Here is a 19,033-nt window from a genome sequence, read left to right on the forward strand (position 1 = left end):
TCCCTATCCAGTTTAGCTAACGTTGGATAGGGATCTTATCTCCGTTTTAAAGCACGTTTATAGAGATTTAGATTGCCACAAAACGACTTTACCGCTGCTTAACTCAGCTCTAATTGAGAACGGTCGGACTCGCGTATCCTTATCTCCAAAAATGTCGCTTGAGAAGTTAGCGATTATTGTACTTCCATCATCGAACGTGGTTTGTTGGACTGTACCGCTCTTATTAAGCCAAGTGAAACCGATGAGTTTGTTATCCCAAAGGTGTTCATGAATCGGTTTAAACCCATCTTGATAATGCTTTAGCGCGACGATTCTAGGGCTTAAGCTTGAAACTGCTTCATCTCTAGTAAGATGCACCATAGCTGGCGTGTTATAAAGCATTGCAGTTAAGTCCCGGTACGCTTTTACATCCGTAAATTTTAAGCTATCTGAGTGCCAATGGTGGCTATTCACAACGCCATCATGAAAAACCGTTTGATACAGAGGAATCCTGAATTGAGGTGCAAACAGAAGCGACTTGTATGGCTCTTTCACCTTTGCGGATTTAAAGAAAAATTCGGGTTTATGGTCGGGATACCAGCGTCCTAAAAAATAGGGGGATTGACGGTTTTTCTTCATATCATTATCCATCCACCCAAAACCGACAGATTCAAGTCCATGCGCAAAGGCGATGCCACTGGTTGTTAGGCTGTTGCCATCTTCGGATCCTAAAACGATTTGATCTTGGTTTGATATCCAATCCATTCTTTTGTTGAACGCAGTAAGCATGTCCGATTCACTGCTATTATTGCTGTAATCTTCCCTTGCCATTGCGGTGGCATCTACATCAATAAATAGACTGTTGAAATGTCCGTATTTTACGATATCGAGCACACGCTGCTTTACGTAGTTCAAGTGACAGTTTGGATTCAGGTAATAGCCATTGCCTCTAAATCCCTTTTTCTTTCTGCCGTCTGCTAATTCAATCGCGCATGCTTTTCTCATCGGCTCTGGTAATCTGGCCGTTAACCAACCGTCATTAACGCCGCTTGGTATTGCTGTGTTGTATGAATCATAAGTCGCGACCAAATAGCCGAGGCGTTTTGCAGCATCAATAACATTAGGTTGGTAAAAAGCGGGCATCCAATTATCAAACCCTAACCAAAGCTTTTCTAAACCAGCTTTCCTTAAGTTATTGAGCATAGTAGTCGAGAGAGCTTGTCCCCAAGTATTGGGTGGCGTTAGAAATTCAGAGGCGTTGTTCTTAATCCAATTCACTCTTTGCTGCGCAGCCTTGTATTGAGCTGCAATGGTGTTATCTGCAAGTGTTGGGTTCGGCACATTAAATTTATTGCGTAACGATGTGCTAATTGAATCAATCAGTAATTGTTTGTGGTATTGGCTAAACCAGTCCTTATTTTTGGATAGCGTGCTAAGTTCAGATTGAGCTTCACTGGTGACGTTAAGAGTAGAACGCTGAAAATACCAATCTTTTAACCCCCACCAGTCTGTGACATCCAAAGTGCTCAGCGGATGTATTCCAAACAGGTAAACCTGACTTGCTCCAATGAGTTTTTCGACATTAGCATTACGCTGGATTTTTTGAACCAGAGGATCCGCAAGATCATGATCAATTCGCCACTGGCGATAACTTTTCGCACCATCAAGCCAGTTATCTCCAAGGGTGATACGTAAAGTAAAGGAACGCGATTGATTCAACGCCGTGAAACTATGGACCGCAGTCATATCAATTCGGTTTTGTGTACTTGAGAAATCGAGTTGATTATTGGTGGCTTCAACCAGTTGATAGCTTATGTAGGTATCCTTTTGTTGTACTGTCCAAAATGGCATTTTAAGTTCCTGGCTCGTATTGGCACCGGAGTAGTTATCAATTAAATACCGAGCCCATACTTTATCTTGGATAGGAATTCGCATGCCTTCACTGAATGGTAGGAATAAAGTGTCGCTTTGTGATTCGGCAAGATCAAACCACTTAAGTATCAGAGGTGAATTCCGTTCAATTGTTGGATGAGAAGGGGTGATGAAATTAACGATGAGTGCATCATTCTTAAGTTGAGCTTTTACTTGAATACGGCTTGGTAGCAGTGTCCAACTCGCGCTATTGGCAGACTTAGACTGGATATCGGTCACTTTTTGAGGCAGATCGTTAACTTTCAGTACCGATGTATTAACGATGGAATCATTCCATTTAATCGAAAAACTTTGTGGGTCAATACTGATTTGATTGCTTTGAGACTGCAGTGTCACACCCGCTGCATTTGCCCCTACGGAAAATAAGAGCAAGGCTAAAGTGAGGATATGGTTTCTATTTTTGAATAACATATTTAGGCTCTGTTAAAAAAGGTAGAGCCTATTACAGCGAACTTCGATCAATGCTTTGTCACCTATTTGTCTCTATCAAGCAGTTGAATCTAGTTTGATGTCGGTTTCGCCAGATTACTCTTAAACGGAAGTGCAACTCTCTGGATATATGAGATTTGTAATCGACCTTGATATTCGGTGAGCTCCACTGCGGCACTTAAATGATGAGCTTGAGATGGAAAGGGGCTTATTGTTGGTAGTTCTGCATTATTACTGCCGATCGGGATTTTGTTTCCAAGCATGTTGTACTGCCCGTCAAACCATTGCCAATTTACGTTTGTTCTCGGGCAACCCGTTATATTCTCAGGAGAGGATACAGAGAGTGTCTGCTTTCCGAGTGCATTTTCGACTTTAAGCCAACGAATATTGCGACCAAGGGAAGCAACGATAGGATAAGTGTCTTGGTCTACCTTTAGGGTATAGACACCAGAGGACGGTGTTACAAGCATCTCCTTTGTTTCGAACTCTTGATACTCTGCTAGCTCTGAAAAATGCCCGCTAATTAAGGTTTTTCCTGTCGGAGATAGTAAGGAGACGTCTTGTTTTACAATGTTTTTTTCTGTCGATATCTTGATCTGATAGCCTTGTGAAGCCAAACCAAAACGTCGAATGAAACTAATCTGGATATCAGACTCCGGGCTGGAGGAATCATCCAAACCTTTACCACACTCAGTTTGAGCGACAATCTCATTTTTCACTGGTAACCAATATTGGCTGCTGAGTGAATGTTGGCTAACGGCTATTTTTAACTCTTCCCATGCCAGTTTAGGCTGTCCATCAATCATCGCTTGGTAAGTATGCTGTAATGGGGTATCACTGAACCACGCCGCTTGAGACGAGAGGGGAAGTGTTAACCCGAAAATAAAACAGCTCAATGTTTTGATTCTCATTTTTCTACCTCAAGTAAGCGGTAACCCACACCACGATGAGTCTCAATGTTTAATGTCGGTAGTTTTTGGCGCAGTCGAAGAATATGGTTATCAACCGTACGAGTACTTGGGAACGCTTGGTAGCCCCAAATTTTATTTAACAGTTCATCGCGGTGGAAAACACGTCCTTGATTTTGAATGAAGAGAACAAGTAATTGAAACTCTTTCGGTTTCAGTGTCACTGGTGTTTCATTATAGAGCGCAATACGTTCAGCGAGTTGCAGTTCAATATTCGAGTAATATAGGTGACAAGTGCCAAGTGGGCGGAGTTGAGAAATGACTCTTGCCATTAGCTCTTCGTTTGAGAAAGGTTTCGTCATGTAATCTTTCGCGCCTGCCATTAGCCCTTCTACTCGTTGTTCGACATCCACTTTTGCGGTCAAAATAATCACCGGTAACGCTTTAAGTAATAGCCAATTTGAGAGATGTTGCAGGCTATCACCATCACTTAATTGTCGATCAAGAATGATGAGATCGGCGCGAAACCATAAAGCCTCAACGCCACTCGATTGTTTAGCCCAGAGACAATCATACCCATTGGATTTGAAGAAGTTGACCAGACCTTGCCCTAGGAGTTCATCATCTTCAATCAGTAGAATGGTGTTCATACGGTACCTCCAATATACAGCGGGTAGGGTGACGTAGAATCGTGAGCTTACCGTCTACTTTTTTGATCAAGTGCTCCACAATATTGAGCCCAATTTTCATGTTTTTGTCATTGTGTTTTGGCTTCAAGCGAGACAAAAATAAGTGAATAGGTGAGGGGAACTCACCTTGGTCTTGTACTTCGATGATTAACGTATCGGTTATCTCTACTGTGACCAAAACATCTCCTTTGCCGTGTTGTTTGGCATTTTTAATCAAGTTTTCTATACAGATGGATAGCCAATAGTAGGGAAGAACTAATTCAATATCTTGGTTAAGCTCAAATGAAATATCATGTTTATCGCATACATGGTGAAGCCATTCTTCAACGGAGGCATTTTGCATTAATAGCTGTTGCGACTTATCTCCACCTAAATAAACATTACTGTTCTCGGTGAGTTGAGATAGCCTCTGGTAGTCGGACATTAGCCGCCATACCGCACCTTGGCTCGATTCAGTAAGGTTATCGAAATCGTTACGAAACATCTCAACGGTTAACCCCAAGCTAGTAATGGGCGTTCGTAATTCATGAGTCAGCAGTTGTAAAATGAAACGTTTTTCTTTGCGCTGTCTGTGCTTTAAATAGCGGCTGCGGATAACGATGAGCACGATGAATATGATCAGTACTGATGATAAAATAACTAGCGATGATTGAGAGTACGAGCGTTCATTTATACATAAATTGCTATAGCGGATCGTACAGCTATCGCCTTTTAGGGTGATCTTCATTTTATCAGCGATAGACTGCCAATGATGGTATGTCACTTGCTTCCATCCTTGCTCCCCATTTAGCCATAAAGTGTCGCCTTCAAGCCATGCTCGATAACCGTTGAGTAGAGCTTCTCGTCCTTGTGGCGATAGCGCTTGTAAGGTTTCATGGAGAGGGTGTTGCGGATTGACAATACTGAGGTAATTTCTGATCGTTTTGTCTACGATCGGTTTGTGTTGATTCGTCGCTTTATTTTTATTTGTCGCTTTATTATTGCCGATATGCTGAAGATAACGATCGGCAAAGCTTTGTCCCGCAGGGTGTAAAACAGTGTGGGTGGAGAACCAATCAGAGTGTAGTGTTCGCCCTTCACACAGTGCTAATTCAAATTCAACCGCATCCGCTAAGCGTTTATTGGCATATTCCTTGGTTGAACAATCGGTTTTGATAGATGCCAGTAGCTCGATATCTTGCCAGCTGAAGGATTCAAAGTTGGGATAGCGTGATTGATCAACCAGCAGATCGGGAGAGTATTGGCTTAACTGCTGTTGAGATATGGCCAAAGGAGAAGATTGCCAGTTCTGCTGATAAAATTTTTGCCACTTTTCCTGCACAGTTTGAGCGTAAACCGTCATAGAGAGTAAAAGTGTAAAACCAAGGGCGAAAATGCTCCAGCGCATGAGTCTCTCTTATTTACGGTTATCTAAAGGATAGATTACTTACTTAAAGTCATAACAGGCTTAAGGCAATTAGGGATTCAAGAATTACGAATTTTAAACGCTTTTTGACTAGGTTTGTAACCTCTTTGTCAACAAATCATAGATTCACGGCTTGTGATGAACAACTGATTATTGATGAGACGATAATCAGTCGATAACGTGTTACTTAAATGATTTATTCCAACCATACTTATTTGCTAATCGGTTAAGTCTGTTTAGCTCTTCTTCAGTTTCCGCTTTAATCCATTCCACCAGATCATCAACAATCGAAGACTGAGATCGGGAATAACAAAAGTATTGCCAAGCACTGTGTTGTACTTGAACGTGCTCAGGGCAAATCAAATATTCGCGCTCTAATTCAGGCAGGACGAGTAGCAAATCTGTAACGGTAACACCTTGCCCTGATAAACATGCACTCAACGCAAGATCAAGCGTAAAGAAAGTGGTATTTCGAACTTTACGAGTATCGTTATGCCCTGACTTTTTTAGCCATGATTTCCAATCTTGATGGTCCAGAGTCGGGTGCAGTCTAGGCATTGTTGTGATGGCATTAATGTCATTTTGCGTTGTGGTGAGGTTCTGAGCGCAAACGGGAGCCATATACTCTTCTCGCAGGTATTGAATATCGACACGGTTCTTATATCGATTTCCTACGCGAGTATTGAATATGAGGAGATCATAGTCGGTGGACTCAAGGCTCTCATCTTCTTCCATTGAAGGAATAATGACGATTTCATGGTCTGGGTACTTTTCATTGAGTCGCTGAATTTTAGGGATCAGTGAACGAGTGGCATAACTTAAAGCCGCTTTAATGACGATTTTCTTCTGCTTGTTATGTTGCCATGAAGCAATCAAGGACTCTAAAGATTGGTAGTGCTTTTCAAGTAAAACCTGTAACTCACGCCCTTGTAGCGTCAACTCAATCGATCGATGACGACGAACAATCAGAGAAACTTTTGCTTCATCTTCTAACAATTTTATCTGCCGACTCACAGCACTTTGCGTGACATGAAGCTCTTTTGCCGCCAACGTGAAGCTGGTTAGCCTTGCAACCGCTTCAAAGACTTTGAGGCTTTTATGTGAATAGGGCAGGTTAGGATATGGCGTCATAATATCTCGCATGAGTTTAATGAATGCCAGAGTCGCATAAATGTAAATTGAACACCAGATGCTAACTCGATATTTTGGCAACAATTATCAGAGGCATTTATGAAAAAAATCTTATCTTTAGCTCTTCCTTTAATTTTCTCTCAGCTCATCGGTATGGCGTTAGTGTTGACTGACGTATGGATGATGTCCCGATTGAGCGTCGCAGACCTTGCTGCTGGTGGCTTGGGTGCTTCGGTGTACTCGTTTGTGTTTATTATTGCAGGGTGCATCGTGGGGTGTGTCGCAAACTTAATTGCGATCGCTTACGGTCAAAGTGTCGCTCGACCTGAATTTGGATTTCAGCAGATCCGCTACGCAATCAAAGGTGCGGTGATGTTATCGGTGCTGCTGACATTAGTTCTCAATGCCAGTTTCGTATTGGTTCCAGATTTACTACGCCAAGCAAGCCAAACCCAAGATGTGATTAGTATCGCGATGGTCTATTTAGGAACGCTGAAGTGGGCAATGCTACCAACCCTATTACTTCTTGTATTAAGGGGGTTAACCAGTACGTTTGGTGATGCTCGTTCAGTACTAGTGATGTCCATTGTCACCGTACTGTTGAATGTACCATTGAGCTATTTATTGGCTTTCAAATTGGATTGGGGGATTTCAGGGCTTGGTGCAGGCACTTCGTTATCGGCTCTGTTTGTGTTAATCGGTTACTCTTTCTGGGTATTTAGACGCTCAACTTACTATCGTTTTGCGCCTTGGCTCAATTTAGATGAGTACTCGCTTAAGCTGATGAATCCACTTTTGGTGATGGGGATGCCTATCGCTATTGCGGGTTTGCTAGAACACGGATTAATTTATGGTGGCACCTTAATGGCGGGCGTCATTAGTGTTGCATCGTTGGCATTACATCAAATCCTTTTACAATGCTTAAGTTTTACATGGAGCATTAACTTTGGTTTCTCGCAAGCGGCATCCATTCTTGTTGGAAAGGACTTTGGTGCGGGGAATCATCAAGGCATAAAAGAAACGGTTAAAAAAAGTTTCGTGATTGTGTCGGTACTGAGCGCAATTATAGCGGCAGTGTTTATGGCATGGCCTAGTGTGATTGCTGGGTTCTTCCAATTGAATGATCCAACTGCTAGTGGCGACTCTGATTTAACCTTGATGTTGTCGTCGCTTCTCTGGGTTGTCGCGTTATGTTTTGTTGCGGATGCATGGCAGTTATTAGCGATTAATTTATTGCGTGGGATGAAGATCGTATTAATGCCGACGGCGTTAACCGCTGTGGGTTATTGGGTGTTTGGTCTTCCTGCTGCATGGTTACTTATGCGCGATTATGGCTTGGCAGGTATTTGGGGTGGCATTGGAATTGGTCTTGCGGCAACAGGCGTGCTTTTATTGTTTCAGCTAATGATGATCTTAAAATCAAAAGGGGATGAGTCTGATCTAGGTATGGCCACAAGTTAAATGCACTTATTCATATAAATGTATATCTGAGGCGGTTGAGCGAAGGTTGAGAACTAGTTCTAAAGGATGAATTTGATCATTCAAATCTATTGATGAAATAAATCTCCTATCAGCTTGTCATTTCTTTGCCATACTAAAGAAATGGCGAGCAAGGTAGGGGCAAACATGAAATTCAAAATAGTACTGCTGATGTTTTGCGCCTTATTTTCAAATGTTAGTTCTGGTGTAAGTGTGACGCTTGAACGATTTGAAAATATGAGATGGATAGAGCCGAGTTCGAATATCTCTTCAGTATTGGAGTTTCCTGAACTCGTAGATGATATCTACCGACAAAATAATGATATGTTGGTTTGGTATAATGAAGAGACAGTCAGCCAATTTGAATTTCAATTGGACTTGATTGATCGCGCCAAAATCAGTTCTCTTTTTTCTCATCAATTGCGTTATTTACGATATTACAAAAGCCAAGGCCGTTGGTTTGAATATGATTTATTAGCCACAGATACCTTGATTCTCTATCTTAGCTATAGTCAAAATGCGCGAGAAAACGGAAAGCTATGGTTTTTTGATTCGAAAGTCTCCTCTTCTTTACTACCGCCCTCCACAGGTAGTATGTCTTCGCTGATTCATGCAGTAAAGTCGGCACAATTGCCTGAATTTATAGCGAATTTAGCGCCGCCTATTGAAGAATATTCGCTTTTTTTATCCTCTTATCAGCATTTAGAAAGCCAATTGGGCAATGATGTGCCGAGTTATTACCAAATAGGCTTGAAGCGAGAAGGTGATATTCTGGTTGATCGCAGCATTTTACTCGACCGCTTAGCTATTGTTGGACTCGACTTGACGATGGTGGATGAATCGACAAATCAATTTGATCGGTCCTTAGTTAAGGTGGTTAAGCTTTTCCAACACATGCATGGTTTAAAGGCGGATGGGATTATTGGCTCTAAAACTTTGAAATGGCTGAATTTAAGCCCCAAAGAGCGAATTCAGTTATTGGCCATTAATGCTGAGAGATCTCGGATGTGGCCTAAAAACCGAGAGTCGATCATTATGGTGAATGTCCCAGATTTTAATATGAGCTACTGGTATCAAGGGCAAGAAGTTTTTGAATCCAAAGTTGTGGTTGGAAGAAAGTCGCGTAAAACACCATTAATGGAAGCAAAGCTTGATTCCGTCATAATGAACCCCACTTGGAATGTGCCATGGAAAATCATGGTGAAAGACATTATTCCTAAAGTGAAAAGAGACCCAGAATATTTAGTGCGAAACAATTTTCAGATCATCGAAGGTTGGAATTCACACGTTGAGATTGATCCTGCGGTGATAGATTGGGCGACGGTTAACCCAAATGCATTTCCATACAGAATGAGGCAGCTATCGGGTGATCGTAATGCCTTAGGCTTATACAAGTTTAATACGCCAAATAAGCGAGCGATTTATCTTCACGATACTCCCAGTAAAAATCTGTTTAACAGTGAAGTAAGAGCATTCAGTTCAGGTTGTATCAGGGTGGAGCATGCCGATAAGTTTGCCTCCCTCTTATTAGAAACCCAAGGTGTGCCGAGTCAAGAATTATTGGTGAGCACTGAAGAACCTGCCAATACCTCCATTCGGTTAAAACGTCGCATTCCAGTGCATATCATCTATCAAACGGTGTGGTTCGAGGGCGGCCAGACTCATTACCGTGATGACATCTATCACTATGATGAGGTTGCAGCGACAAAAGGGTGATGATTGACTAAAAAATGACAATTGCAGTAAGCAATGAATTTTTCCAATCTGTTCAATAATTAAGCGTTAAAAACCGATGAAACTTGGCTGAATCGGTCATTTTTTACGTTTGACGCTAAAAATTCCTTTCTGTAATGTCCGTGTTTCCATTAATACGCGGTACAATTTTCAGTATGTCTCAATCTTTATTTTCTCGTCGAGAGTTTATTCGCTTAGCGGGTAGCGGGCTCGTTGTTGCCTCTTTAGCACCACGATTAGCTCAGGCTTCTTATCCTGATAAACCACGAACTATAGCTATGAATAACCTACATACTGGTGAGTCATTAGAATCATGTTACTTCAATGGTCAAGATTATGTGGCGTCGGAGCTCGGTCGTTTGAATCATATTTGTCGTGATTTCCGTAGGAATGAAGTTTTTGCGATGGATAAGAATCTTTTCGAACAGATCAATCAAATTCAAACGTTACTGGGTACACAAGCTGAGGTGCAGATCATCTCTGGCTACCGTTCGCCAGCCACAAACGAAGCATTGCGTTCAAAATCAAGCGGAGTGGCTAAGAAAAGTTTCCATATGTTAGGTCAGGCGTTAGATTTCCGTTTGGATGGTGTGAAACTGAGCCACGTTAGAGAAGCGGCAATGACACTGAAAGCGGGTGGCGTTGGCTACTACCCAAATAGTAATTTTGTTCATATTGATACAGGGCCTTCACGGGCGTGGTAACCCTTGTCAAAGTAAAATTCTAATGTCATAGTTCCCGCAGTATCGTGTATTGGAAAGGTTTTATATGTCGTTAAAGTACCAAGTTGTTCCTGTAACTTCGTTTTCTCAAAATTGTTCTATTGTTTGGTGTGATGAAACAATGGAAGGTATTGTTGTCGATCCCGGTGGTGATGTTAAGCAGCTCGCAGTTTTGATTGAAGAGTTAGGCGTTAAAGTCGTCAATATTGTACTTACGCACGGTCATCTAGATCATGTCGGCGGAACTGAGCCACTTGCAGATATTTTAAAAGTGGAGATCATCGGCCCACATAAAGCGGATAATTTTTGGCTGCAAGGCTTAGAAAATCAGAGTCAAATGTTTGGTTTCCCGTTAACAGAAGCGTTTGAACCACATCACTGGCTAAATGATGGTGATGTGGTGAAGTTTGGTAATGAAAGCATTGATATTTTGCACACACCGGGTCATACCCCAGGTCATGTCGTGCTATTCAGTGATTCTGCAAAAACGGCTTTTGTTGGAGACGTTCTATTTAATGGCAGTATTGGTCGTACCGATTTCCCACAAGGCGATCACGCAACCTTGATTAATTCGATCAAGACAAAATTGTGGCCGCTAGGTAATGAGGTGAAATTTGTTCCGGGACATGGACCGGAATCCACATTTGGTCGTGAACGAGTGTCAAATCCATATGTGGCAGATGAGATGCCTATTTATTAATCAGGGTAAATATTTAGAAAGGAGGCCATTGAGTCTCCTTTTTTATTCGGTTTCTAAATGGCTATTAAAAACGGTGGGATCTTCTTCAGCGCTTGCTGCAGCCAAATATCGACGAGCCAAGCCTACAAACTCATCTGCATCTCTATCTAAATCCGCAACCGCAATGAAAACATCGTAATCATAGTAGTTACGTTGGTATTTCATCCTGTTCGCCAACATTCCGAGTAACCCCGAATAAACTTCACCGTGGCTATTTTTGTAGGGGCTGGAATCTAACACGATATCTTCAAATTCAATGAACTTACGTTTCGCCTCCTTTCTAGAGTTTGACTTTAATTGACTATTTTGACGTGCCATGCGGTTTTGTTGATCCCTTAGGCTTTGGCGAGCGCCCAAGTAGAGAAGCGCACGTTGAGTGAGCAGAATGTCACTTGCCACTCGAGGGCAGATACTATTGAGGTAGGGGGAGTAGTGTTTCAGTTTTATCCCAACCCAAGGAAGAGGTTGGTGCCAGCCATCAACGTGATGAGTACATACACCGATTTTTTCGATATTAGTCCATTTTACCACCCAGCCCCCTTTGTAAAGGTGTTGCTGGAAGTGAGTGGAGGTAAGGGTATAGGCGACTCTGCTTTTCGCGATAACTAGGTAACTGAAGCCTAAAATACCCAACATAACGGCGAGGGTTAACAGTGTTTGTTGCCAGCCTGTCGATAATCCGATTAAAAAGAAAACGATGACAAAGATAATCCCTCCAATAAGTTTAGCCATGGAAGATTCAAGATTAAAGTTATGATTACTTAATTGTAGAGTTTGCATCATTCACCCTATGTCATATTTATACGGCTTACAAATAAGGCATGTTTTTACATCCAGTATGCATTGCTGATAACGGTGGCCTTGTAGTATAAATAATAGACGCTTCTGCGCAAAGTACGCATTTTTCGTCGTCTTTCGTTGCTTGACCCTACAAATCGTTTCCAAATTTTGGTATAAATCGCGCTTCAAATTTTCACCACTGCGTTATGGCAGTGAACTGGAGAAACATTCAATGAGACTTGCTCATAAGCGTAAAGTGCAGGCTAAACTGCAAAAACGCATTAAAGCGACAGTGGCAAACTTAGCAACTGCGCCTAAAACAGCAAAGCCTGTAGCGGTAAAGCCAGCAGTAGAGAAAAAAGTAGCAGCAGTAGTAACTAAAAAAGTTGACGTTGCACTAACTCCTAAGCAGCAACAAGTTCTAGATATTGTTGTAAGCAATGCTGATGGTATCAACCCTAAAAGTATCGGCCTAGCGGCTGGCCAAGAAGAAGCAAAAGCGGGTTCTTGGGCAACAGGTGCATTGAAAAAACTTCTAGAAGAAAACTTAGTCGCTAAAGAGCAACTTGCAGGTAACAAAGTTATCTACAAAGCAGTTTAATTTTACTCTCTGCTCTGCATAAGTTTTAAACCCCGTCTATCGGGGTTTTTTTATGCAACATATTTACCTCCCTTCCCAATAACGGCTATAAAATTACCTCTGTCACAACTTAGTAAAATAACCTCAACAATTGAATGCAAGTAAATACTTAAGTGCTATTCACATCGAGCTGTATATTTGGCTTTTCTAACTCAATGATATTTTAGACTTATATCTCATACCTTGATTATGTCCTACGTATTTATACTTAATACTATTGTCTAATACCTAGATGTAAGCTGGTTTTACTGCGTGGTCTCGCTGATTTTTTATTTTGATTTTCTATTCCATTGTAAAGGTGCACGAAGACACTCTGAGGTATGAGTGTAAGAAACCTAACCAAGGACGTAAGAATGAGTTTGATAAAGAAATCTATTAAGCGAGCCATTACCAGTGGTGTTGTTATTGCTGCTACATGTGCTGCGTTAGTCTCAACGACAGCCTCTGCTGCTGATAAAGTTTATCGTTTGAAACTTGCAGAAACATGGGGACCGAACTTTCCAATTTTTGGCGATGCCACAAAAAACATGGCTAAAATGGCTGAAGAGATGTCGAATGGTCGTTTACAGATCCGCATCGATTCATCAAACAAACATAAAGCACCTCTTGGTGTGTTCGATATGGTGAAATCTGGTCAATACGACATGGGGCATTCCGCGTCTTACTACTGGAAAGGGAAGGTGCCTAATACGCTGTACTTTACTTCGATGCCTTTTGGTATGTTACCGACAGAGCAGTACGCATGGTTCTACTACGGTGGAGGCATGGAGTTGATGGAGAAAGTGTATTCAAAACACAAACTGCTTTCATTCCCAGGTGGTAATACAGATACCCAAATGGGCGGCTGGTTTCAAAAAGAGATCAACAGTGTTGATGATTTGAAAGGTCTTAAAATGCGCATCCCTGGGTTTGCTGGTGAAATCCTTGCCGAGTTAGGGGCTAAGCCTACGAATATTGCCCCTGGAGAGTTATATACCTCTCTAGAGCGTCGTACGATTGATGCATTAGAGTGGGTGGGGCCATCTCTGGATTTACGAATGGGCTTTCACAAAATTGCTCCTTACTACTACACAGGTTGGCATGAGCCGGGAACTGAGTTGCAGTTCTTAGTAAATGAACGCACATGGAAAAAGCTTCCGGATGATTTGAAAGCTATATTGAAAATAGCAATGAAGACCGCCGCTTACGATATGTACACTCAGTCTAAACACGAAAGTGGTAAAAACTGGGCGTCGATTCAATCTGAATATCCAAACGTTCAGGTTAAAAACTTCCCAGATGAGGTAATGGCAGCTCTACGTGAGGCGAATGGACGCTTATTGGCAGAGCACGCAGCAAAAGATGCTTTAGCGAAAGAGATTCAAGCGTCTCAGGCTGATTACATCAACCAAGTTCGACCATGGTCAAACATATCTCATCGCGCATATTTAAACAGCCAAGCTCAACAATAAGAGCCCGCTGAATCATTTCTAAATCGTCGGTGTAGGGGTTTCCTACACCGCAAAAGCCCAAGAACCCTTTTACATTGGCGAATGCCGCTTGAACCGTGATCGCTTTTATATTGGTTTATATAGTCTCACTGGCGCGATGAATTTTGGCCAGTTTGCTCTGAGTATCAGTACTTGAATATAAGCACATAAATATAAGTTAGAGCCTAGTCATGCAGTTCCATGGAGTCGGATATGAGAAACCTGATTTATATTGAGAGATTGTTTAACCGGATCGGAGATTTCCTCGGATGGTTATCCAGCATTCTATTCATTTTACTACTTGCGAATGTCGTGTACGACGTCGTAATGCGCTACGTATTCAATGACGTGTCGATTGGATTTCAAGAGATGGAGTGGCATCTGTTTTCGGCTGTCTTCTTACTTGGGGTGCCATACGCGATTAAATCTGGCGGCCATGTTCGCGTAGATGTTTTTTATGAGCGTTTGTCATTTAAAGCACAAGCGATCATCGATGTTTTAGGTACCATCGTCTTTCTATTTCCTTTTTGCTTGCTGGTGGCTTGGTACGGTGTTGATTTTGCGAAAGAAAGTTATTCACTTGGAGAAACATCAGGTGACCCCGGTGGGTTGCCATACCGCTGGATAATAAAAGCCATGATCCCATTGTCATTCTTCTTGATGGCGCTAAGTGGCGTTGGACTGCTTCTGCATTCAATTAATAAGATCGTGAATCCGCACCTCATTCATGCTCAATCTGTTGACTCAAAGTAAAGGAATTACAAGATGATCGGTATCGTGATGTTTTTTGTAGCACTGTTCGCCTTGTTGTTGGGTTTTCCAGTAGCATTTACGTTTGGCGGCATTGCGCTTATTTTCGGTGTGTGGGCAGAAGGCATAGAAATGTTCGCTTTCATGCCATATCGAATTCAATCCATTATGGAAAACACCGTTCTAATGGCGGTTCCTCTGTTTGTTTTTATGGGCTTAGTCCTGCAAAAAACACGTTTAGCAGAGCAGTTGCTCGAATCAATGGGACGTTTATTTGGTGGCGTTCGCGGTGGTATTGCGATCTCTACCGTATTGGTTGGGGCGTTACTTGCTGCGTCTACGGGTGTCGTAGGGGCATCAGTGGTTGCGATGGGTTTGATATCATTACCTGTGATGCTTAAATACAATTACGACAAAGGGCTCGCTTGCGGCACCATCTGCGCATCGGGAACGTTAGGGCAAATCATTCCACCGTCGATTGTCTTGATTCTACTCGGTGATGTATTGGGTGTACCTGTTGGGGATCTTTTCCAAGCGGCAATTTGGCCGGGTGTGATGCTGGTTGGGGCGTACATTGTTTATATTCTTATCTATGCAAAGATGAACCCAGAAGCAGCGCAGTGCATTGAGCGTGATGAATCTATTAGTCGTAAAGAAGAGGTGTTCAAAGCGTTAAAAGCCGTGATTCCACCACTCGCGTTGATTATTGTTGTATTGGGTTCGATTTTCGCAGGTGTGGCGACGCCAACAGAATCTGCGGCCTTAGGTGGAGCCGGGGCAATCCTACTTTCGTTGCTGTATAGACAATTCAGTCTTCAAATGGTGTATGACGCAGCAAAAGAGACCGTAAAAGTGACGGCAATGGTATTTGCTATCTTGCTCGGTGCAACAGCCTTTTCCATGGCGTTTACATACACAGGAGGGGATTACCTTGTAGAAGAGTGGATGCTTGCTATTCCTGGTGACAAATGGGGCTTCCTGATTATCACCATGATCGTTATTTTGATTCTGGGATTCTTCATTGATTTTGTAGAAATCTGTTTCATTATTGTCCCAATCTTGGCTCCTGTAGCAGAATTGATGGGCATTAACATGGTGTGGTTTGCGATTTTGGTGGCGATGAATTTACAGACCTCATTCTTAACCCCTCCATTTGGTTTCAGTCTGTTCTACCTTAAAGGTGTTGCTCCAAAAGGGATCACAACGCGAGATATCTACCGTGGCGTAATGCCCTTCATTGGTATTCAAATACTCGTATTAGCCTCATTACTTATTTTTCCTGGTTTCTATGGAATGTGATCGCAATAGAGGTTACATGAGTTTATTTTTATAGATTGAAAATAAATTGTTACATTAGAACTGCTTACTACTATCAAGGTAGTAAGCAGTTTTCTTTTATCTGACAAAGAAAATCACCAGTGAGGAAAGGAATGCCTCTAAAAGCTAAATTGATTTTACTAACATTACTTCCGTTGATATTGGTCACCGCCAGTATTAGCTGGATCACCCTGCATCAAGCAAAAACACTCGGTGAGAATGAGATCAAAATCTTCCGCGAGAGTTTGATCCAATCGCGAGAAACCGCACTGAAAGATAGTGTCGATATTGCCTCTGACGCCATTTCACACATCTACAATAATTCAGCTCCTGATGATGTCGAAGCTAAGCAACGGGTTCGGGATATATTATCGCGCTTGCGTTATGGTTCGGATGGCTACTTTTTTGCCTACGATGAGTTTGGTACTAATTTAGTGCACCCAATTCAGCCTGAATTGGTGGGACAAAACTTACTGCATATTCAAGATCTCAATGGTGACTACCTGATTGCAGAATTGTTACATCAAGCTAAGAGTGGCGGCGGTTTTCATCAATATTTATGGCAGAAACCGTCAACGGGTGAAACCGTCCCCAAACTCAGTTATGCCGCATGGTTAAGTAAGTGGGATTGGATGATTGGTACGGGGCTCTATATTGAAGATATCAGCCTCGAAGTTGCGAATATGCAGGCTGCGATCAATAAAAATATCGAAACGACCTTCTTCTCTATTGTGTCGATTCTTGGGGTGACCGTCGCGGTGATCATTGTTTTAACCTTAGCGATCAATTTACATGAACATCGCTTAGCGGATAAGAATTTAAAAGAGTTGGCACATAAAACGGTCATGTTCCAAGAGGATGAAAAGAAGCACTTAGCCAGAGAGTTACATGACGGCATAAACCAACTGCTTGTCTCCAGTAAATGTCATTTAGAGCTGTTAGCGCATAAATTGAATGATAAAAAGTTGGCACTGCATATTGAGAAGTCACAACACTCATTGATGACGGCTATTTCCGAAGTTCGACGTATTTCGCATAACTTAAGGCCAAGTGCACTAGACGATATTGGCTTAGAAGCGGCGTTGAATACTCTATTACAAGACTACAAAGCTCACTCAAATATTGAAACGGAAATTCACTTTGAAACTCAGACAGGAAAGCTCAAATCAGAAGTCGCGACTACACTTTATCGAGTGGTTCAGGAATCACTGAATAATATCGAGAAGCATGCTCATGCAAAGAAGGTGACGGTAATACTGCAGCAATTTGGAAACCAGTTGCAGTTGATTGTTAGAGATGATGGGCAAGGGTTTAACCTAAATGTAGCCACTCACCGAAAAGGAATCGGTCTTAGAAATATGCGTGAGCGGGTAGAGTTCATGGGCGGGGAATTTGAGCTTATGAGCGAACAAGGGTTTGGAACAGAAATAACGGTGCTATTTAACTTAGATGGATTGGTGTAATCAATGGATGATAAAAAAATATCAGTAGTGATCGTTGATGATCATCAGGTTGTACTTGATGGTTTTATGGCTCGGCTAGAGTTAGAAACGGGTATTGAAGTGATTGGCACGGCAAGTAATGGGTTAGAGGCCGTTGATGTTGTCCGACAGTGCAAGCCTGATGTGGTATTGATGGATATCAGCATGCCAATTATGAATGGAATTGACGCCACGAGATTAATTCACGAAGAATCGCCAGACGCAAAAATATTGATGCTAACGATGCATGATAATCGGGAATACATCATGAAAGTGATGCAGACTGGGGCGGTTGGCTACATGCTCAAAGAGATTTCAGCCGAAAAAATGGTTCAGGCGATCAAAACTGTGAATCAAGGCTCTACCTATTTTTGCGAGTCGGTCACTCAAACACTGTTTACGCAACAAATAGAAACCAGTGCTCAAAAGCCCAATCCTTTGAGTCGGCGTGAAGAGGCCGTGCTGAAATTGGTCGCTCAAGGTGCGAGTAGTAAGAAAATTGCAACGCTCTTAGGTATCAGTTATCGAACCGTTGAGACTCACAGGCAAAACATCAAACACAAACTTGATATTCACTCCACAGCGGAACTAGCTAAGTATGCTTTGGAAAAAGGGTTATCCAATTAAATAAAAAGGTCAGTGTATAAACTGACCTTGAAGATGTTTTTTTGAAATGGTTTATTCTGGCTTAGTAATGCTGCCAATTTCAAGAATAGGGGCGACGTTATAGCCTTCGGCATTCATCATTGATGAGATACGCTGAACAGAAGAAAGTAGCAAACTCTGTTCCCACTCTTCAAGCTGTTGAAAACGATTAATGAAATGTTCCTGTAATGGAAGAGGCGCACTTTGTAGTAAAGATGTACCTGATTCAGTTAATTTGGCATGAACTTTACGTTTATCTTCGAGGCTACGTACACGCTCGATATAACCATTTCTCTCTAGGCGATCTAAAATAGTAGTAGCTGTCGCTTGACTCATATTGGTGTGATTAGATAACTGCTTAATTGTCACATTACCTAGCTCTTTGATAGCTCGAAGTAAAACTAACTGCGGCCCTGTTAAACCTGATTCTTTGCTTAGTTTTTTGGAGTGGAGATCAATTGCTCGAATGATTTGGCGGATTGATACCAAGACTTCTTCATGCTTATCCAATGTCTGAATTCCAATGTATGAGTGAGTGACATCAGGGAAATTACATCAATTCGATTTACATGAAAAGAGGTGAAATGATCAGTTTTCATTAATGAGGTGTACGACATAAGTGTATTGAGTGAATAAAGTTTAGAGTTCGAATAATTAAAGTAACGAAATATCGATCAATACCGTAATTAAATTTCCGATTATTGGTCGATAATTGAACGGAAAATGGCGATATCTGACTGTTTTGTGTTGTTTATTAGGTTTTTAATGGCAGTAATGGTAACCTAATGGACGTTTTTGAAATGT

At 41.9% G+C, this 19,033-nt stretch carries 17 protein-coding genes; 10 read left to right on the plus strand and 7 right to left on the minus strand.

What is annotated here, in order from left to right; genetic code table 11:
* Positions 1-57: 57 nt before the first annotated feature.
* From FCV43_RS01590 to FCV43_RS01610, 5 genes are all read right to left on the minus strand, one after another.
* Entirely contained in the window at positions 58-2,322 is a 2,265-nt protein-coding gene (locus FCV43_RS01590; RefSeq protein WP_136993815.1) for a glycoside hydrolase, read from the minus strand.
* A gap of 89 nt (positions 2,323-2,411) precedes the next feature.
* Complete coding sequence (locus FCV43_RS01595) at positions 2,412-3,251, minus strand: DUF2861 family protein (RefSeq protein ID WP_136993816.1); 840 nt, start codon at positions 3,249-3,251, stop codon at positions 2,412-2,414.
* Positions 3,248-3,898 carry a response regulator transcription factor gene (locus FCV43_RS01600; protein ID WP_136993817.1) on the minus strand — a complete coding sequence of 217 codons (651 nt, stop codon included), beginning with the start codon at positions 3,896-3,898 and terminating at the stop codon, positions 3,248-3,250. Before FCV43_RS01600 ends, FCV43_RS01595 begins: the two co-directional genes overlap by 4 nt.
* A complete protein-coding gene (locus FCV43_RS01605) occupies positions 3,876-5,324 on the minus strand; it encodes an ATP-binding protein (protein ID WP_136993818.1) in 1,449 nt (482 codons plus the stop codon). Before FCV43_RS01605 ends, FCV43_RS01600 begins: the two co-directional genes overlap by 23 nt.
* Positions 5,325-5,525: 201 nt before the next feature.
* A complete protein-coding gene (locus tag FCV43_RS01610; RefSeq protein ID WP_113797283.1) occupies positions 5,526-6,473 on the minus strand; it encodes a LysR family transcriptional regulator in 948 nt (315 codons plus the stop codon).
* 99 nt (positions 6,474-6,572) lie between these two features.
* Here FCV43_RS01610 and FCV43_RS01615 point away from each other — a divergent pair, with 99 nt between their 5' ends.
* The 4 genes from FCV43_RS01615 to FCV43_RS01630 all read left to right on the plus strand — a co-directional run bounded on the left by FCV43_RS01615 (position 6,573) and on the right by FCV43_RS01630 (position 11,108).
* On the plus strand, positions 6,573-7,934 hold the full coding sequence (locus tag FCV43_RS01615) for an MATE family efflux transporter (protein ID WP_136993819.1): 1,362 nt from the start codon (positions 6,573-6,575) through the stop codon (positions 7,932-7,934).
* A 165-nt stretch (positions 7,935-8,099) separates the two neighbouring features.
* Positions 8,100-9,668, plus strand: coding sequence for a L,D-transpeptidase family protein (locus tag FCV43_RS01620; protein WP_136993820.1), 1,569 nt, complete (start codon positions 8,100-8,102; stop codon positions 9,666-9,668).
* Between the two features lie 173 nt (positions 9,669-9,841).
* Positions 9,842-10,390: a DUF882 domain-containing protein gene (locus FCV43_RS01625; protein ID WP_136993821.1), complete on the plus strand. Its 549-nt coding sequence runs from the start codon at positions 9,842-9,844 to the stop codon at positions 10,388-10,390.
* Between the two features lie 64 nt (positions 10,391-10,454).
* A complete protein-coding gene (locus FCV43_RS01630; RefSeq protein WP_017053956.1) occupies positions 10,455-11,108 on the plus strand; it encodes an MBL fold metallo-hydrolase in 654 nt (217 codons plus the stop codon).
* Between the two features lie 42 nt (positions 11,109-11,150).
* Here FCV43_RS01630 and FCV43_RS01635 read toward each other — a convergent pair whose 3' ends face one another.
* A complete protein-coding gene (locus FCV43_RS01635) occupies positions 11,151-11,927 on the minus strand; it encodes a DUF2982 domain-containing protein (protein ID WP_136993822.1) in 777 nt (258 codons plus the stop codon).
* A gap of 232 nt (positions 11,928-12,159) precedes the next feature.
* On the opposite strand from FCV43_RS01635, the gene FCV43_RS01640 reads away from it, so the two are divergent.
* The 6 genes from FCV43_RS01640 to FCV43_RS01665 all read left to right on the plus strand — a co-directional run bounded on the left by FCV43_RS01640 (position 12,160) and on the right by FCV43_RS01665 (position 18,211).
* The gene (locus tag FCV43_RS01640) at positions 12,160-12,528 is read left to right on the plus strand and encodes a hypothetical protein (protein ID WP_017053954.1); all 369 of its coding nucleotides are present in this window, start codon (positions 12,160-12,162) and stop codon (positions 12,526-12,528) included.
* A gap of 392 nt (positions 12,529-12,920) precedes the next feature.
* Complete coding sequence (locus FCV43_RS01645) at positions 12,921-14,018, plus strand: TRAP transporter substrate-binding protein (protein ID WP_017053953.1); 1,098 nt, start codon at positions 12,921-12,923, stop codon at positions 14,016-14,018.
* Positions 14,019-14,237: 219 nt separating this feature from the next.
* Positions 14,238-14,789: a TRAP transporter small permease subunit gene (locus FCV43_RS01650; protein ID WP_170961580.1), complete on the plus strand. Its 552-nt coding sequence runs from the start codon at positions 14,238-14,240 to the stop codon at positions 14,787-14,789.
* Positions 14,790-14,801: 12 nt separating this feature from the next.
* Entirely contained in the window at positions 14,802-16,085 is a 1,284-nt protein-coding gene (locus tag FCV43_RS01655) for a TRAP transporter large permease (protein WP_136993824.1), read from the plus strand.
* Positions 16,086-16,216: 131 nt separating this feature from the next.
* On the plus strand, positions 16,217-17,566 hold the full coding sequence (locus tag FCV43_RS01660; protein ID WP_017053950.1) for a cache domain-containing protein: 1,350 nt from the start codon (positions 16,217-16,219) through the stop codon (positions 17,564-17,566).
* Between the two features lie 3 nt (positions 17,567-17,569).
* Entirely contained in the window at positions 17,570-18,211 is a 642-nt protein-coding gene (locus FCV43_RS01665) for a response regulator (protein ID WP_136993825.1), read from the plus strand.
* Between the two features lie 51 nt (positions 18,212-18,262).
* Here the strand turns inward: FCV43_RS01665 and FCV43_RS01670 are convergent, their stop codons facing one another.
* The gene (locus FCV43_RS01670; RefSeq protein WP_017053948.1) at positions 18,263-18,739 is read right to left on the minus strand and encodes a MarR family winged helix-turn-helix transcriptional regulator; all 477 of its coding nucleotides are present in this window, start codon (positions 18,737-18,739) and stop codon (positions 18,263-18,265) included.
* Positions 18,740-19,033: the final 294 nt, after the last annotated feature.

Origin of the sequence: Vibrio genomosp. F6 (genome assembly GCF_005146325.1) — a bacterium.
Taxonomy (GTDB): domain Bacteria; phylum Pseudomonadota; class Gammaproteobacteria; order Enterobacterales; family Vibrionaceae; genus Vibrio; species Vibrio cortegadensis.

Coding starts and splice junctions, on each gene's coding strand:
- FCV43_RS01590 (WP_136993815.1), bottom strand. CDS start 2,322: ATGTTATTCAAAAATAGAAACCATATCCTCACTTTAGCCTTGCTCTTA.
- FCV43_RS01595 (WP_136993816.1), bottom strand. CDS start 3,251: ATGAGAATCAAAACATTGAGCTGTTTTATTTTCGGGTTAACACTTCCC.
- FCV43_RS01600 (WP_136993817.1), bottom strand. CDS start 3,898: ATGAACACCATTCTACTGATTGAAGATGATGAACTCCTAGGGCAAGGT.
- FCV43_RS01605 (WP_136993818.1), bottom strand. CDS start 5,324: ATGCGCTGGAGCATTTTCGCCCTTGGTTTTACACTTTTACTCTCTATG.
- FCV43_RS01610 (WP_113797283.1), bottom strand. CDS start 6,473: ATGACGCCATATCCTAACCTGCCCTATTCACATAAAAGCCTCAAAGTC.
- FCV43_RS01615 (WP_136993819.1), top strand. CDS start 6,573: ATGAAAAAAATCTTATCTTTAGCTCTTCCTTTAATTTTCTCTCAGCTC.
- FCV43_RS01620 (WP_136993820.1), top strand. CDS start 8,100: ATGAAATTCAAAATAGTACTGCTGATGTTTTGCGCCTTATTTTCAAAT.
- FCV43_RS01625 (WP_136993821.1), top strand. CDS start 9,842: ATGTCTCAATCTTTATTTTCTCGTCGAGAGTTTATTCGCTTAGCGGGT.
- FCV43_RS01630 (WP_017053956.1), top strand. CDS start 10,455: ATGTCGTTAAAGTACCAAGTTGTTCCTGTAACTTCGTTTTCTCAAAAT.
- FCV43_RS01635 (WP_136993822.1), bottom strand. CDS start 11,927: ATGCAAACTCTACAATTAAGTAATCATAACTTTAATCTTGAATCTTCC.
- FCV43_RS01640 (WP_017053954.1), top strand. CDS start 12,160: ATGAGACTTGCTCATAAGCGTAAAGTGCAGGCTAAACTGCAAAAACGC.
- FCV43_RS01645 (WP_017053953.1), top strand. CDS start 12,921: ATGAGTTTGATAAAGAAATCTATTAAGCGAGCCATTACCAGTGGTGTT.
- FCV43_RS01650 (WP_170961580.1), top strand. CDS start 14,238: ATGGAGTCGGATATGAGAAACCTGATTTATATTGAGAGATTGTTTAAC.
- FCV43_RS01655 (WP_136993824.1), top strand. CDS start 14,802: ATGATCGGTATCGTGATGTTTTTTGTAGCACTGTTCGCCTTGTTGTTG.
- FCV43_RS01660 (WP_017053950.1), top strand. CDS start 16,217: ATGCCTCTAAAAGCTAAATTGATTTTACTAACATTACTTCCGTTGATA.
- FCV43_RS01665 (WP_136993825.1), top strand. CDS start 17,570: ATGGATGATAAAAAAATATCAGTAGTGATCGTTGATGATCATCAGGTT.